Raw genomic sequence first — 14,644 nt, forward strand, 5'->3', positions numbered from 1 at the left:
CGCAAGGAGAACCCGACCACATGGCCCTGATCTTGGTGACGGGAGCCTCCAGCGGGCTCGGCTACGCGACGGCGACCGCACTGGCCGGGGAGGGGCACGACGTGGTCGTCCACGCCCGCACCCCGGCACGCGTCACCGCGCCGGCGGGAGGAGGCCAGTGGGCGGGCGTGGTGACCGGGGATCTGGCCGAGATGGGCAAGGTCCCCGGCCTCGCCCGGCAGGCCGCCGCGTTCGGCCGCTTCGACGCGGTCATCCACAATGCCGGCACCATGCACACCCCCGAAGCGGCCACCGTCAACATGATTGCGCCCTACCTGCTGACGGCCCTGATGAACAAGCCGTCCCGACTCATCTACCTGAGCAGCTCCATGCATCGGGGCGGTGCCACCAGCCTTGCGCGGTTGGCGGACGGCACGGCCTCCTACAGCGACAGCAAGCTGTGGGTGACCGCCTTGGCCATGGCTGTCGCCTCCCGGTGGGAGGGGACGGCCGCCCAGGCCGTCGATCCGGGTTGGGTGCCCACCCGGATGGGCGGCCCCGGCGCGACCGACGACCTCGCCGCCGGCCACCAGACCCAGGTCTGGCTGGCCACCCACGACGACATCACGCCGCCCACCGGCGGCTACTGGTACCACCAGCGCACCCAGGACCCGCACCCCGCCGCGCGCGACCCCGAGTTCCAGGACCGGCTCCTGCACGCCCTGGAGGAGCGCACGGGGGTTCGGCTCGACTGACCGCCGACCGGGGGTCAGTGCCCCTTTCCGGTTTCGGTTGAGGTGAGACCCAGGCCGGCGCGGCGCATGGCCTGATACACCGCATCTGCTGCTGGAGCTCCTCGTGGCGGTCAAGCAGAGTGACGACTCGGCTGCGGCGTGGGCGGCTTTGGCTCATCAGCGGCGGTCGGCGGCCGCGCACTTCGCCGATCCGGTGACGCTGCCGATCGAGCTGCACCTGGCCTACAAGCTCGGAAGCGTGCTGCTGCCCTCCCACCAGCTCGAACCGATCGACCAGCCGGAATCCTCGTGACGCCGCCGCCCGCACCGCCCACGCCGCACGGCAAGCAGCCGGGTGGTGCGGGCGGTCGTCTGCAAGGGCCCAATGAGCGTTAGAGAATCTATCTAGACGTGCTGTTCGCGATCGACCAGGACAACGACAACGTGCAGAACTGCCGCTGGCACGCCACCCGGGAACGGCAGCCGGCCGAGCAGTGGCGGTGGATCACCTACGGCGTCGACCACCCGGCGGCCGATGCCACCGTGGTCCAGCAGCAGCTGGGCCAGCGGCAGGTCCTGGACTCAGGCGCCGGCGCCACACCGCGGGTGATGCGTGAGCTCGGCTGGAGGGCGCATTTATGGTCACGGTGCCGATCGGCGCCCCTGGTCTCGCCTCGGGCCGCTTCACCTGCCGCAACGCGACCACCGCCCTGTCCGCCTTGGGCAGCACCCTGATGTCCCTCGTGGCGCTGCGGCTGGCCCGCCCCGACCTCGACGGCGACGAGGCCGCCTCCAACCTGGTAGAGATGGTCCTGCGCATGCTCGGCGTCCCTCCGGACGACGCCCGTGAGGTCACCCAGCGCCCGCTGCCCGGCCTCGACTGACAGCTCAGGGGCCCGGCGTCCAGAAGGGATGCCAGGCCCCTGCGTGCTTGCGCTGGGCGCTTACCTCAGCGCCGCCAGGGCTGCGTCGACGCCCGCGATGGGCGAGCCGAGACCGGTGACCGTGTCGTAGCCCGGCCCGGCCGTGCACTCGGCACCGCAGGGGCCGTTGGAGCCGGAGGTGATGTCGCGCAGGGAGGTGCTGTCCAGCGCGTACACGTCGGTGTGCGCGGTGTCACCCTCAGGGCCGTCGGAAGCCAGGTGCGGCTTGCCGGCGGCGGCCCGGAGCTGGTCGGCCGAGGCGATGATCGCGCCCCAGATCGGGGCGGACAGGCTGGTGCCGCCCACCTCGAACCACACGGACCTGGTGGTGTCACCGACGGTCATGGTCATGTAGACCGGTACACCAGTGGTGGGATCGGCCACGAAGCTGACGTCCGGCGTGGCCCGGAGCGGCGAGGACTGCACGCCGTCCTGGTAGGCCGGGCGCGGCTCGAAGTAGCTCAGGCCGCCGCCGGTGGATTTCCACGCCGTCTCGCCTGTGGTGTTGCCGTCGGCGTCCAGCCGGAGGTTGGTGCCTCCGATGGCCAGGGCGTAGGGGTTGGTGGCCGAGTAGCCGCTGGGGTAGCCGGAGTCCCCGGTCGACTGGACGCAGACCGAGTCGGCCAGCTTGCAGTGGCCGTCGTAGAAGGCCTCCTCGGAGAACTCGCCGGAGCCCCAGCTGTTGCTGACCGCGGCCGGGTGCAGTGCCGCGGCGACGTCATCGGCCCGGTAGAGCGCGGCCATGGTCGGGTCTGTGCCTTCGACCAGGACGATCTTGGCGCGCGGGGCCACCGAGTGCGCCCACTCGATGTCCAGCGCCGCTTCCTCGTTCCAGCCGGTGTCGACGTCGGGCTGGGTGCCGTCCGCGTAGACCTGCTGGAAGTCGAAGCAGTCCGCTCCCGCGCTCGCCGTATCGCAGGTCTGCGGCAGGTCGAAGTGCGCGGAGAAGTGGTTCAGGTCCTGCTTCGCCGTCGGGTAGTGGTAGGCGTCGACGATCGCAATCGTCTGGCCGGTGCCGTCGCCCTTGAGGTCCAGGCGTGCCTGGATCTGCTGCGGGGTGTAGCCGCGGGTGACCTCACTGGTGTTGTCCCGGCCCACGCTCAGCTTCTTGGCTGCCGCGGCTTTGCTCTGGATCTCGATCGGGACCGAAGCGGTGCCGATCGGCATGTCGAGTTCCTTCAGCGGGCTCGCGCTGCGGGGGCCGTTGTCGTCGGGCTGATCGGCCCGGGCAGCGGCTGACGGGGCCGCGACCGATGTGCCGCCGCCCGGAGGGGTCGGGATCCGGGTGGGCTCGTCCTCGGAGAGCTGGTAGGTGGTCAGGCCGTGCGGGAAGTAGTCGACGTCGTTGACGCTGTCGCCGATCGCCGAGGCAGAGATTCGCAGGGCGCGCCAGTCGAGCGCGAGACCGATCATGTCGTCACCCGGCCCGTCGCCCAGCTCGGCTGTCTGGACCTGGCTCGCACCCAGGGCGGAGTCCACGGCGCTCTCGCGGAGGAACCCGTCGTTGTCCGCGAAGGGTGTGTCGTAGGACCACAGAGCCTGGTAGGCGCCGACGAACGCCTCGGTTCCGCCGACGGACTTGGCGAACACCCCGGAGTGGAAGCCGAAGAAGGTGGGCACGTCGTAGGGCTCGCTGCCGTCCGCCGGGTAGACCATGTCGTTGAACTCGCGCATCTCGACCAGGCCGGTCTTCCTGGACGCGACGAAGCCCTGTGACATCCCGGGGCTGTCGTAGGTCTTGAGCACCGCGCCCGTGCGGGAATCGAGGATCTGGACCAGGTGGTGGTAGGTCGTGAAATCGCCGGTGTACGCGAAGGCGACACCATGCCCGTCCGCGCCCGGGATGTTCGGATCGGCCAGGGCCGGGTTGGTCGGCACGATCGCGACGGCGCCCGAACCGGTCGGGGTCTCGGTCCAGATCGGGGTGCCGGTGGCGGCGTCCAGGCTGACCGCCGTCGGCGCCGGATCGGTGACCTCCCTGGGCAAGCCCCCCTTGTGCGTGCCGCCGTACTCGAAGAACAGGTGTCCGGCGTCGTCCGTGGTGACGCTGGAGAAGAACAGGCTCTTGCCCTCCGTGCCCTTCGGCCGGTACGTCCAGAGCTTCTTGCCCTGCGCGGTGTACGCGGTCAGGCTACTGCCCGGGACGACGATCTCGGAGCCGTTGTGGCCGTTGTCCACGACCGTGAGCGAGGCGACAAAGCCGCCGGTGTGAACGTGCGCCCGCACGTCACCAGTGTGCGTGCTCAGAACGGCGAAGCCCTGATCGGTCGCGGCCACCACGGAGTCACCGGCCGTGTCCTTGCCGGGGTTCGGCAGGAGACGCAGGGCGTGCACCGAGCTGTCGACCGTGGCCCTCCACAGGACGGTCGGCGTCGCCTTCTTCAGGGTTTTGCCGTCGAGGGCGAAGACGCCGCGGCTCTGACCACCGGTGATCAGGTCTTTGGTCCCGTCGCCGTTCACGTCCGTGGCAACGGCCGTGTAGAGGTCGCCGGCCAGGGGCATGGCCTGCGCCTTGCCGCTGCGGGGGTTGACCGTGTAGGCGGTGTCGTCATAGCCGACGGTGAGGAGTCCGCCCTGGTAGCGGGCGAGCGTGTCGCCGGAGACGGCACCCTCCCGCCGCCAGTCGAGGTGACCGCTCGCGGCATTCAGTCCGAGGAGCTGGGTGTGCTCGGGACCCGCGGGGGTGGCGGCGGTGTCTCTCGTCGGGTCCGAGAGCGAGGCGAACACCTCGCTGCCCTTCGCGTCGGACGACAACTCCATGGTCGGGGCGTTGGGGCCGCCGACCGTGGAGGCGGTCGTATACGACCAGAGGGTGTGGCCCTGACCGTCCCAGCCGGAGATGGTGCTCTGACCGTCCGACAGGTCGGCGTCCACACCGAGCTCGGCTACCGCGAACCGGGGCTGACCGCCGTGGGCGTTCGGCAGGACCTGGAACGCCTCCGGCACGGTGCCCTCACGAGAGGCGAGCACCCTGCGGTCGCCGCTGTGCGCGTCGATCGCGGTCAGGTCCCAGCGCACCTTGTCGAACGGGTCGTTCTGCTCGATCACCAGGACGCGGTCCGCACCAGGGTCTTTGAACAGCATGCGCGGGTAGCCGGGCGTCTTGGCGTGCGACGCGACCTTGCCGTCGGAGGTCTTGAGCACCAGCACGTTGCCGGCGGCCGGGCGCGGGTTGCCCAGGCCCATGGGGGTGTCGGACCAGGACGCGGCGATCCGGCCGGCGCCCAGCGACGTCAGATCGCCCCAGCGAGCCCAGGGCGCGTGCGTCGAGTAGGTCCAGTCCGCGGTCCCAGCGAGCTTGCCGTGAGCGGCGCGGAAGCTGTAGGCGGTCAGGTTGCTGCGGCTGTCGCCCTGTTCGGCGACCGGATCGGCGCCCCAGTCCGGGCCGGTGGAGTCGGCGACGATCAGCTTGCCGTCCTGCACCAGCATGGTTCCGACGGAGCCGGGAAGCAGCTTGTGCCACGCAGCCTTTCCAGTACGGCCGTCCAGGACGGTGACGAAGGTGCCGTAGTGGAGCTGCGAACCGGGCGACGAGTACGGTCGGCCCGGCCAGTCGCCCACCGCGTAGGCCACGGCGACGTCGTCGACACCGTCGTCGTTGAAGTCGCCTGTCACGTACGGGTGCTTGCCGCTGGCCGACATCTGGTATGGGTTGTAGCCGACATAGAGGTTCGGCAGATAGTCGTACGGCTGGAACCAGTTGTCAGGGGTCACCTGCCAGTCCTTGTACAAGGAGGTGTCCCCGCGGCCCCACACCTGCTTGCCCTCGGCGTCGTAGCGGGCGACGGTACCGCCGCTGAAAACCCCCACCCAGTCCTTGGTTCCGCCGAGCGCCACGCCCTCGGCGAAGCCCCGTGCGGTCTCCCACTGGCCGGTCCGCTTGAGGCCCGGAGCGGTGGGCGCGGCGTCAGTCCGGTTCTCCGCGCCTGCCTTCAGGCTCGGTGCCGTGCCCTGCGGGGCCGGGGCGGCGGGGCCCTGCTGGGCGGCCACCTGTCCGGGCGTGCCGTCTATCCGTGTCTCGTACCGCTTGCTGAGCTTCTCGATCGCGGCGGCGGTCAGCCGGATGCCCTTCGCGTGCTGCGGGGCGCCCGCCTCAGCGGGCGGTGTGACCAGCAGGCCCGCGGCAAGCCCGAGCACGGTGGCGACCATGCCGGAGCGTATGCCCTTTCTTCGGATTCTCAATGGACCTTGTGCCTCTCGGGTGGGAACAGGGCGGTGGCGTCGCAGGACGCACTGGTGAACCGCGCTTCGGGGGATGCCGGTACTGTTCCAGCGCACCCGTCCCACCGGGAGAGGAATGGCTGGCCGATACCGGTCAGCAGCCGGTAGCGGCCACACGCTGCCTGGGCCGGCCAGTGAGAAGGAGAGGCGTACCTGTGCTGGAGTCCCTGGGTCTCGACGATCCGACCGAACGCGCCTATCGCCATCTGCTGGCTTCGCCGCCACTGACGGCGACCGAACTGGCCAGGCACCAGTCCTGCGGCACGGCACAAGCCCGCCGCATGCTGGACGAACTGGTCGCCGCGGGCCTCGCGGTACCCTCGGCGGGACGGCCCACCCGCTACGCCCCGGTGGACCCGCGCATCGGCCTGGCCGCCCTGATCCGCGCGCGCCGTCTGGAGCTGGAACGCGCGGCGGCCACGCTGGACGCCTACGGGGCCGAGTTCAACGAGCGCAAGCTGAGCTCTGATCCGAGCCGACTGGTGGAGATCGTCGAGGGGCCGACCGCGATCACCGCCTGGTTGACCGAGCTGATGGCGGCCGCCGAGCACGAGGTCCTGTGCTTCGACACCCCGCCCTATCTCACGGCCGACGCGAGTGCGTTGCAGTTCGAGGAGGACCTGCTGGCCCGTGGCGTACGGGCACGGGCGATCTACTCGAGCCAGGTGCTGGCCGTCCCGGAACGCGCGGAACTGCTCCAGCATCTCGTGCTCCTCGGGGAACAGGCCCGGGTGCTGCCCCATGTGCCGCTGAAGCTGCTGGTCTTCGACCGCCGCGATGCCCTCGTTCCGCTCACCGCCGGCGCCGACGGCCTGCGCAGTACGGCCGCCCTGGTCCACGGGTCACCGCTGTGCGACGCCCTCGTCGAGCTCTTCGAGGCCAGCTGGCAGCAGGCCACCCCCGTGTTCGGCAGCGAGGCCCAGGAGACGGAAGAGCAGCCCGACCTCGGCGAGGCCGACCGTGCTCTGCTCCACCTGCTCCATGCCGGGCTGAAGGACGAGACCATAGCCCGCCAACTCGGCCTCAGCGAACGCACCCTGCGCCGCCGGATCACCGACCTGACCACCCGCCTCGGGGCGACGAGCCGATTCCAGGCGGGCGCGCAGGCGGCCCGCCGCGGGTGGCTCTGAACCCCCTGTGGTTCAGGGGGCCGCGAGCGAAAGACCGTGGGCACCGGCGCCCACTCGCCCCTGCCCGAGGTGGTCTCGATGAACTTTCTGTTCAGTTGTCAGGGGACGAGGATGAAGCGGATCGGGTCACCGATCTTTTCTCCAGCCGGTTGACCGCGTCGGCGGCCTCGGCGAGCGGGATGTGGTCGGTGATGGAGGGTGCCAGGTCGAGACGGCCTACCTCGGCCAGCCGGACCGGCTCGGTGACGGACTCGGGGCTGCCGCCGTAGTGACCGCGCACCAGCTTGCCCAGGTAGTTGAAGGTCAGACCCTTGCGGAGGGTGATCGGCCTGGGGCTGATACCGATCAGGACGAGGTCACGACGGAGCGATCACCAAGGCACCTGGGGGCGGGGAGGCCACCGGACGTTCACCGGTCGACCGCGGCAAACAGCGACTGAAGCGCTCGGGCATGACGGATGGATACGGCATTCCGCTGGGCCGTGTCCTGGCCGGTGCCAACCGCCACGACTCTCCGCTGCTCGCCCCGACTCTGGAGCGTCTGGAGGGCCTCGGCCCGTTGCCCGACATCATCACCGTGCACCTGGACGCCGGCTACGACTCGGACACCACCCGCGCTCTGCTCAGCGAACGCGGCCTGCACGGATGCATCGCACACAAGGGGGGAGAAGGCGCCCATTCAGGCCAGTCGGCGCTGGCACGTCGAACGCACTCACGCGTGGCAGAACGCCTTTCACCGTCTCGCCCGGTGCTACGAGCGTCGCGTCACCGTCATTGATGCCTTCTTCGACCTCGCCGACGCAATCATCACCGTGCGCAGCCTGAATCCGGCGGTCCTGGACAACTCACCGCTGGGACGAACGCCCGAAGCGCCGACCGTGATCCTTCGGCCCCGCTTCAGTCACTTCGACAGATCGGCAGATCGGCGGAGAGGAAGGGAGCAAGAAGCGCGAACAACGCGTCGGGGCGGTCGAGGGGGATGATGTGGCCGCAGTCCTGGAGATGGTGTCCGACCAGGTCATCCGCGATGGGACGGAGTTGGCGTTCGAGCCCGGTGCCGACGGGGTGAGAGCCGACGGCCATGGTGGGCATGGTCAGCCGAGCTGTCGCGACGGCGTCCTGGATCTGCTGCGCGCTGGTGGGCAGGGCCCGGTAATAGGAGAACGCGCAGCGCAGGGCTTCGCTCCCGGTGTACGCGTGGACGAAGGCCGCACGGATGTCGTCGGGTACTCCTCGCCCGAGCGTCCCCGAGTCGAGGAACCAGTCGATGTACGGGGCCTCGTTGCGGGCCAGGACGGTCTCGGCGAGGCCGGGGACGGCGTGGAAGCCGAACCACCACGGGGCACCCCCCGCGACGACGTGCTCTGCTCCGGGCAGGCGGCCGAGCAGTGCCTCCATCACGACCAGGCGCCGGACGAGGCCGGGGCGGCGCAGCGCGAGCAGGACGCCGGGGGCGGCGCCCGCGTCGATGCCCACCACCGCTGCCGAGGGCTCGCCGAGTGCATCGAGCAGCCCTTCGGCGTCGGCGGCGAGGGTGCCTGCGTCGTAACCCTCGATGGCACGTGTACTGGCACCGAAGCCTCGCAGGTCCGGGGCGATGACCCGGTACTGCCCGGCCAGTCGGCCCATGATGCCGCTCCAGAGTTGCCAGGTGTGCGGGAAGCCGTGCAGCAGGAGAACCGCAGGTCCGTCCCCGGCGATTGCGACATTGAGTTGGACGCCGTTCGTCGCGATGCGGCGCAGGTGGTGTGCGGTGGTGACGGGCATGACGGCTCCTCCGACTGGTTACCATTGGTGACCACAGAACGATAGGTAACTGTCCGACCGCTTCCTAGACGGCACTTTCAGGGAAGGTGGTGAGCCACAGGTGACCACCCGAGGAGCCCGGGCCGCCGGTCGCGGGGTACGCGGCGATCTGTTCGATCCCCATTGCCCGACGCGGCAGTTGCTGGACCGCATCGGTACGAAGTGGACGTCCATGGCCGTCAAGACGCTCGCCGATGCCGCACCGGACGAGGTGCGCTTCGCGGAGCTGAGACGCCGGATGCCCGGCGTTTCACAGAAGATGCTGTCCGTGACGCTGCGAAGCCTGACCCGCGACGGGCTGGTGTCGCGCCGGGTCGAACCGACCGTGCCGCCGCGGGTCTTCTACCGACTCACCGGACTCGGGCTGTCCCTGGAAGCCGCGCTTGCGGGGCTGCGGACCTGGGCGGAGGAGCACATGGCCGAGATCGACCGCGCCAACGAAGCCGCCGACCAGGAGGCCGATGAGGGGTAGGCAGGCCGGTTCCGCGCTCAGTACTGGTGGCTGGGGTACTCGATGTAGCCGGCGTCGCCGCCCTGATACCACGTCGCTTTGTCAGGTCGACGCCGGAGGAGGACTTCGACGCGATGGTGTTGGGCACGTCGTTCCACTTCGACGGGCAGGGCAACGGCCGCGGACGCGATGAAGCAGTGCTGCGGGCTGCTGGGCGAGCAGGAGATGGAAGGGAATTCGCCGGCGCAGTGGCTGGCGACGAAGGAGCTGGTGAAGGACAACGGGGAGATGGTGTTCGAGGGGGGCATCTCCCGGTTCTGCCCGAAGTGCACCAAGATCCCGAAGTCGGCCGTCGAGGGCACCTATCCGCGGTTGTTCTTAGCCGAAGCCTGTCTTGCCTTCGAGAAGATACTCACCTACGCCACATTTCGGCCTGTACGCCGAGGAGGTCAGCCATGCCGGTGAGCAATTGAACAATTTCCCCCAGGCGTTCATCCACCTCGCCCTCATCAGCGCCGCCTTCGATCTCGACCGCACTGTGCTGACGGGCTGGCCCGGCGGCGTCCCTGGAGCAGTCGCCGTGCGAGCCCCCGATCCCGGCTCGTGCTGGAAGCCTACGCCGCGCTCGGCGCGCTGATCCCTCACCTCGGCACGGCACACCTGGTTGAGGACCCGCCCCTACCGGCAGAACGCCATGCTACGCGGGCTGCGCCAATGACAGGCCGTCAGTCGCTTTTGCACCTACATCCGATGGATCGGGGGCGCGGGGCGGCGGAGGCCGCGGGAGGTCGATGACGGGTTGTGGCAGCGGATCGCTCCGCTGCTGCCGGTGATCGAGCGCCGGCAGCGGTACCCGGGGCGCAAAAGGCTGGAGGAGCGGCGGGTGCTCAACGGCATCCTGCTTGTGCTGTACACGGGGATCCCCTGGGAGCTGGAGTACGGCTCGGGGAGCGCGTGCTGGCGCAGGCTGCGGGACTGGCGCCAGGCTGGGGTATGGCAGGCCCTGCACGAGCTGCTACTCGCTTGGTTACGGAAGGCCGGGCAGCTGGACTTCTCCCGGGTCGCGGTTGACGGCTCGCACCTTCGGGCGATGAGGGGCGGCGCGAAGAGCGGGCCGTCCCCGGTGGAACGGGGCCGGACGGGCAGCAAGCACCACGTGATCGTGGAAGCCCACGGCATCCCGCTCGCCGCCACACTGACCGGCGGAAACCGCCACGACGTCACCCAGCTCGTGCCCCTGGTGCACGCCGTTCCGGCGGTCAGAGGCAAGCGCGGGTGTCCCCGCCGACGCCCCGAAGTGCTGTACGCCGACCGGGGCTACGACTACGACACCTACCGCCGTGACCGGAGTCCCGGCCTGTCTGTGACCAGGCCGGCCTCGACGTCAAGCATGGACTGCAGTACTTCGCGCTCATCCATCTTCGGGTTCGCAAGGGCCCACAGGATCGGCATGCCAACCGGCGTGCAAACCAGGTACAGGCGTAGGCCCCAGAAGAACCGGGAGTGGGACGCGCAATACCCATATCCGGCCCAGCCCACCATCTCCGAACGTTTCGCTGTCGGCCGGGACATCCCACACGGCACTGGTGTTGAGTCGACGATCCAGTGGTTGTCGAACCAGAAGTCCGTGTCCACGGCGAGCATCCGTATCGCTTTCTTCACCAGTGGCAATGCCGCCTTGAGGCGCTTGTTGTACCCGGACTGCTGCGGCAGGTACGGGAACATCGCGGCCAAGTGCGTGTGCGCGTACCGCAACCAGCGCGTCTCGGAATGGAAGCCGAGCAGCGCCTGCGCGACCGCGAGGGTGACCAGCTCGGCATCGGCCAGCTGCGGCGGCCTACCCATCCAACGGCTGGCTTCCAGTTCATCATCGACCTTCACGTACAGCGCGGTCAGCAGAGTGTCCAGGCCATTCGTCACGCAACGATCTTGGACACCCTCTGTGTGTTCCCGAACGCACCGCGAACCTGGTACGGCTGGGGCGGACTCAATGCCTGACCAGCCACAAGACCCGGTCCCACGACAGCAGGTGGTACACGACCAGCACACCGGCGAGCATCACGGCGAGAGTGCGGGATCCCGCCGCGTACAACGCCGCCGCACCGCCGAAGAACACAGCCAGCTCCAGCAGGAACCGCAGCGGACCAGGTGTCGCAATCACCGTCCCCCCGGACCGGGATGCATCGTCTGGGGTGGCGAAGACTCCCCACAGCACGGCCACGATCAGGGGAACGGCAACCACGCAGACATACCGCAGGAAACCAGGCACGACAGCCCATGCCCAGAGCCCGAAGCACACCAGAGCCACCAGCTCCAACACGAACCTCACACCGAGAGACAACGGGTGAAAGCCATACCCGGACGACATACGCGCAGTTCCCTCCGTCGTAGTCCCTCCAGGATCACAGACCGCCGCACGGGAAGTTCAAGAACGACCAGATCAGACATCGGACTTATTCATCTAGCTGGTCGTGGGGCTTTCCTGGCAGGCCGGGCTGATGACTTGAGCGCTGGTGCCGTACCGGATGGTGAGGCCTTGGCAGCGTGGGCACGGGCCGATCTGGGCTTGGGTGCAGCCGGGGAGGATGGCGGCGGTGCCGGCGTCGGTGGTGGGGTCGATGCGTCTTACGGGGTCGCTCACGCTCTCGAAGGTACGTCGCCAGCACCTAGAGATGCGCGCGACCCGTACTGGGTGAGTCGCGGAGAAGTAGGGCTGTGCGGGAACTGAATCGCGGTTGCCGGAGGTCACCCTGATTGCCACGACTACGAGATAGGCGGAACAGGTGTCACGCGCATGTCCGCTGGGGCAAGATGTTGGGCCATGCCCGAAGTCCCCGCTGGTCCGACTGATGATGGCTCGCGCGCTCCTCGCATCTTCTCTGCGCGAAGCCTGTTTTTCCTGCCGCCGGCACTGGCCATGCTGGGTGTACTAATTTGGGGCATCTCGGGCCGAGGCGATCTTGGGAACGCAGTTCAGATCATCTTTTCGCTTGGGGCACTCACGGTCGTTACCGGAGGGTGGATTGACCACAGGTCCCAGGACAACCCGTCGGCATCCCGACAGCGCGTCCTTGATGCGGAGCATGAACTAGAGGAGGCACTGCGGTCACGCCCTCCTGTCTTTCCGGGCGGAGAAGGGAATGCCGACTTGCCGCCGGTTCCTCCATCACGGTCGCTGGAGTCGCCGGATGCCCGGTTGGTGTTGCCTGAGTTGTGGAAGGTGACGCACTCTCGACTTGATCTTTATCACGAAACCGTGCTGGGGCAGGCCCGGAAGTCATTCCGCAGTGCCCAACTGGCAATGTGGCTGGGGTTCTTGCTACTGGCAGCGTTCGTAGTTATCGCGGTGAAGGCCAGTTCGACGGCTGGCGCTGTGGTGGCAGGTGGGTTGGGCGCCGTTTCAGCAGCCCTCGCGGGGTACGTGAGCCGAACGTTCCTGAAGTCGCAGGAGACGGCGTCGGGGCACCTGCGGGCCTACTTTGATCAGCCGCTTGCGTTCTCAAGGTACCTGGCTGCAGAGCGACTGTTGGGCGCTGGCGGGCTGGACGGTGAGAAGCGTGCCGAGGTCCTGGCTGCGCTGGTGCTGGCTGTGGCGACGACCCCGGATGGCGCTTCGACGACGGGCAATCAGACGCAGGCAGCACCGTCAGGCGATGGGCGAACGACGACTTCTTGAGGTTTTGCTCCAGCACTGGGGGACTGCGCCAGCACCTGACGAGGCTGCGCGATTACCGCGGTCAGACCTCGGGTCCGGATGTGCCGTGGGGGCGTTTCCGACGGCACTGGTTCGCGCTCTTCCCCGAGGTACGCGAGGGCGAGGTTAGCGGGTACACGTGATCTGAATCGGGCACCCATCACCGCCCGGATATATATTCGAACACGTGACCGGTAGCCCGTCTCGTCTTGAGTTGCTGCGCTTCACGCGGCGCGTCGTTGTGCAGCAGGCGACTGCGGCACTCGAGCAGCTGGACGGGTGGATCGCGGCCGAGGAGCGCCGGGAGGCCGAGCGTCAGCGGCGCGAGGAGGCCAGGCCTGCGCCCCCGGAGTGGCTGTTCGAGCGGGGGCCGAGCGGCGACAACGTGGTCGCGGTGCACCGGGGGCATTGCTGGGGCGCGGGTAGGCGGCGTACGGCGGTGACCCGGGCTCAGGCGATCGAGGCGCTTCGGCAGCAGGTTCCGGCGTGCACGGAGTGCCGGCACCGGACACCGAGCTGGGGCTCCTGGAGAGCTAGCCCGAGGGGCAGCCGCGGTGATGTTGGAGGAGGCTGACTGCATGGCCAGTGTGACGCCAGTGGTCATCTACCCGCCGGACGAGGCGGGTGGGCGGCGGGTGCGTGTGGACGGCACGCTCCTCGGCCGGGCGTACTCGGCAAACGATGTGGCCCGTTTCGTTCAGGAGGTCGGGCTGCAGACTGGGACGAGATGGACGTCGTCCGCAGTGGCCTGATCGAGTGGCGAGGTGGCGGGCCGGATGCGCGGGCGCCTCCGGGATAGCGAAACCGCCCGCCTCCCCCCGAGGCGGGCGGCTCACGCCGTGTGTGCAGAGATCAGGGTCGGCGGCGGAGACGTAGGCGTCCTAGGCCGCTAGACGACACCGGCCGCGGGCCGGCGGCGGGATTCGAACCCGCGTTACCCGCTTGGAAGGCGAAGTATCCGCAGCCTGCGCACCTGCACGAAGAGAACGGTAGTGGACCCACCGGGTGTCGGGCATCCGGGTTTGCTGCATGTAGGTGTCTAACGCTGGCCAAGGTCAACTGAGTGGCCTGAGCACCATCCTTCGCCGCACTCTGCGGCGTCAGCCCGGTAGAGGACCGTCCTAGTAGCAGCCATCAACGAGTGGCTGTGACCTGCGATGTCAGGTCAGGCTGCGGCGTGCCACGGCGAGAAACTCCGCCTTGAACGGCTCCAGGTGCTCGGCCAGGCTCCCCTCGTCACGCTCCTGCCAGACCGCTTGATTAAGGGCGCGGGCGTAGGCGGTCGTCGGTGAGTAAAGGCCAGGGGCACACAGCAACTCGATGCTCTTCTCGGCTATTCGAAGACCGTCCATCGCCGGCCTCGCCGTCACATACCAGTCATCACCGACCGCCCATTGATGCGGCCGCGCATGCGCCACGCCCTCGGCCTCCAACGCGCACCGAATGAACTCCAGCACGGTCCTGATCTGCTCGGTACGCCGCTCTTCCGCCCGTACCGCAGCCCGCCTTTGTTCTTCAGCCCGGTCAGCTGTCCGCTGCGTCGTGCGCTGGGTCAGATACGTCAACGCACCACCTACAGCTACACCGATCATCGAAATCACTGGGGTCCACACGTCTCCTGTCACGGCCGACTACTACCAGTACCTGCCCATCGACCGCTGCCGATCTTGCGAGACAGGCTTGTCTGCCCAGATACCGAGCCGCCCC

The 14,644-nt window shown here is 68.7% G+C and carries 13 protein-coding genes and 6 pseudogenes; 11 read left to right on the forward strand and 8 right to left on the reverse strand.

Going from position 1 to position 14,644, the window contains the following annotated elements:
* Window positions 1-20 precede the first annotated feature (20 nt).
* The 3 genes and pseudogenes from ACWGJB_RS44770 to ACWGJB_RS44780 form a co-directional block, all read left to right on the forward strand.
* Window positions 21-734: an SDR family NAD(P)-dependent oxidoreductase gene (locus ACWGJB_RS44770; protein ID WP_453385792.1), complete on the forward strand. Its 714-nt coding sequence runs from the start codon at window positions 21-23 to the stop codon at window positions 732-734.
* A gap of 76 nt (window positions 735-810) precedes the next feature.
* Window positions 811-1,026: pseudogene (locus ACWGJB_RS44775) on the forward strand (RNaseH domain-containing protein); the annotation flags it as partial.
* 352 nt (window positions 1,027-1,378) lie between these two features.
* Window positions 1,379-1,597, forward strand: a pseudogene (locus tag ACWGJB_RS44780) (TetR/AcrR family transcriptional regulator); the annotation flags it as partial.
* A 60-nt stretch (window positions 1,598-1,657) separates the two neighbouring features.
* Here ACWGJB_RS44780 and ACWGJB_RS44785 read toward each other — a convergent pair.
* Window positions 1,658-5,785, reverse strand: a complete 4,128-nt coding sequence (locus ACWGJB_RS44785; RefSeq protein ID WP_453385793.1) for a S53 family peptidase — start codon at window positions 5,783-5,785, stop codon at window positions 1,658-1,660.
* A gap of 227 nt (window positions 5,786-6,012) precedes the next feature.
* On the opposite strand from ACWGJB_RS44785, the gene ACWGJB_RS44790 reads away from it, so the two are divergent.
* A complete protein-coding gene (locus ACWGJB_RS44790; protein WP_453385794.1) occupies window positions 6,013-6,987 on the forward strand; it encodes a helix-turn-helix domain-containing protein in 975 nt (324 codons plus the stop codon).
* A 91-nt stretch (window positions 6,988-7,078) separates the two neighbouring features.
* Here the strand turns inward: ACWGJB_RS44790 and ACWGJB_RS44795 are convergent, their stop codons facing one another.
* A complete protein-coding gene (locus ACWGJB_RS44795; protein ID WP_453385795.1) occupies window positions 7,079-7,267 on the reverse strand; it encodes a hypothetical protein in 189 nt (62 codons plus the stop codon).
* 170 nt (window positions 7,268-7,437) lie between these two features.
* On the opposite strand from ACWGJB_RS44795, the gene ACWGJB_RS44800 reads away from it, so the two are divergent.
* Window positions 7,438-7,764 carry a transposase gene (locus ACWGJB_RS44800; RefSeq protein ID WP_453385796.1) on the forward strand — a complete coding sequence of 109 codons (327 nt, stop codon included), beginning with the start codon at window positions 7,438-7,440 and terminating at the stop codon, window positions 7,762-7,764.
* A 119-nt stretch (window positions 7,765-7,883) separates the two neighbouring features.
* Here ACWGJB_RS44800 and ACWGJB_RS44805 read toward each other — a convergent pair whose 3' ends face one another.
* Window positions 7,884-8,753: an alpha/beta fold hydrolase gene (locus tag ACWGJB_RS44805; RefSeq protein ID WP_453385797.1), complete on the reverse strand. Its 870-nt coding sequence runs from the start codon at window positions 8,751-8,753 to the stop codon at window positions 7,884-7,886.
* Window positions 8,754-8,853: 100 nt separating this feature from the next.
* Between ACWGJB_RS44805 and ACWGJB_RS44810 the strand changes: the two genes are divergently transcribed.
* Entirely contained in the window at window positions 8,854-9,264 is a 411-nt protein-coding gene (locus ACWGJB_RS44810; RefSeq protein ID WP_266435441.1) for a winged helix-turn-helix transcriptional regulator, read from the forward strand.
* Between the two features lie 17 nt (window positions 9,265-9,281).
* Here ACWGJB_RS44810 and ACWGJB_RS44815 read toward each other — a convergent pair whose 3' ends face one another.
* Window positions 9,282-9,524, reverse strand: coding sequence for a hypothetical protein (locus ACWGJB_RS44815; protein WP_453385828.1), 243 nt, complete (start codon window positions 9,522-9,524; stop codon window positions 9,282-9,284).
* Between the two features lie 103 nt (window positions 9,525-9,627).
* On the opposite strand from ACWGJB_RS44815, the pseudogene ACWGJB_RS44820 reads away from it, so the two are divergent.
* Window positions 9,628-9,784 (forward strand): annotated as a pseudogene (locus ACWGJB_RS44820) (glycoside hydrolase family 15 protein); the annotation flags it as partial.
* 213 nt (window positions 9,785-9,997) lie between these two features.
* Window positions 9,998-10,585, forward strand: a pseudogene (locus ACWGJB_RS44825) (IS5 family transposase); the annotation flags it as partial.
* 17 nt (window positions 10,586-10,602) lie between these two features.
* On the opposite strand, the pseudogene ACWGJB_RS44830 reads toward ACWGJB_RS44825, so the two are convergent.
* The 3 genes and pseudogenes from ACWGJB_RS44830 to ACWGJB_RS44840 all read right to left on the reverse strand — a co-directional run.
* Window positions 10,603-11,163: pseudogene (locus tag ACWGJB_RS44830) on the reverse strand (IS982 family transposase); the annotation flags it as partial.
* Window positions 11,164-11,230: 67 nt separating this feature from the next.
* Window positions 11,231-11,611: a YrdB family protein gene (locus ACWGJB_RS44835; RefSeq protein ID WP_330302677.1), complete on the reverse strand. Its 381-nt coding sequence runs from the start codon at window positions 11,609-11,611 to the stop codon at window positions 11,231-11,233.
* A gap of 93 nt (window positions 11,612-11,704) precedes the next feature.
* A complete protein-coding gene (locus ACWGJB_RS44840; RefSeq protein ID WP_453385798.1) occupies window positions 11,705-11,884 on the reverse strand; it encodes a hypothetical protein in 180 nt (59 codons plus the stop codon).
* 180 nt (window positions 11,885-12,064) lie between these two features.
* Between ACWGJB_RS44840 and ACWGJB_RS44845 the strand changes: the two genes are divergently transcribed.
* The 3 genes and pseudogenes from ACWGJB_RS44845 (at window position 12,065) to ACWGJB_RS44855 (ending at window position 13,736) form a co-directional block, all read left to right on the forward strand.
* A complete protein-coding gene (locus ACWGJB_RS44845) occupies window positions 12,065-12,919 on the forward strand; it encodes a hypothetical protein (RefSeq protein ID WP_453385799.1) in 855 nt (284 codons plus the stop codon).
* A gap of 412 nt (window positions 12,920-13,331) precedes the next feature.
* Entirely contained in the window at window positions 13,332-13,511 is a 180-nt protein-coding gene (locus ACWGJB_RS44850; RefSeq protein WP_453385824.1) for a DUF6233 domain-containing protein, read from the forward strand.
* 4 nt (window positions 13,512-13,515) lie between these two features.
* Window positions 13,516-13,736, forward strand: a pseudogene (locus tag ACWGJB_RS44855) (hypothetical protein).
* A 361-nt stretch (window positions 13,737-14,097) separates the two neighbouring features.
* On the opposite strand, the gene ACWGJB_RS44860 reads toward ACWGJB_RS44855, so the two are convergent.
* Complete coding sequence (locus tag ACWGJB_RS44860) at window positions 14,098-14,502, reverse strand: hypothetical protein (protein WP_453385800.1); 405 nt, start codon at window positions 14,500-14,502, stop codon at window positions 14,098-14,100.
* Window positions 14,503-14,644 lie beyond the last annotated feature (142 nt).

The organism is Streptomyces sp. NPDC054813, assembly GCF_053611365.1.

Bases quoted from the DNA above. Each gene is read 5' to 3' on its own strand.
- ACWGJB_RS44770 (WP_453385792.1), top strand. From the start codon at position 21: ATGGCCCTGATCTTGGTGACGGGAGCCTCCAGCGGGCTCGGCTACGCG.
- ACWGJB_RS44785 (WP_453385793.1), bottom strand. From the start codon at position 5,785: ATGGTCGCCACCGTGCTCGGGCTTGCCGCGGGCCTGCTGGTCACACCG.
- ACWGJB_RS44800 (WP_453385796.1), top strand. From the start codon at position 7,438: ATGACGGATGGATACGGCATTCCGCTGGGCCGTGTCCTGGCCGGTGCC.
- ACWGJB_RS44805 (WP_453385797.1), bottom strand. From the start codon at position 8,753: ATGCCCGTCACCACCGCACACCACCTGCGCCGCATCGCGACGAACGGC.
- ACWGJB_RS44835 (WP_330302677.1), bottom strand. From the start codon at position 11,611: ATGTCGTCCGGGTATGGCTTTCACCCGTTGTCTCTCGGTGTGAGGTTC.
- ACWGJB_RS44845 (WP_453385799.1), top strand. From the start codon at position 12,065: ATGCCCGAAGTCCCCGCTGGTCCGACTGATGATGGCTCGCGCGCTCCT.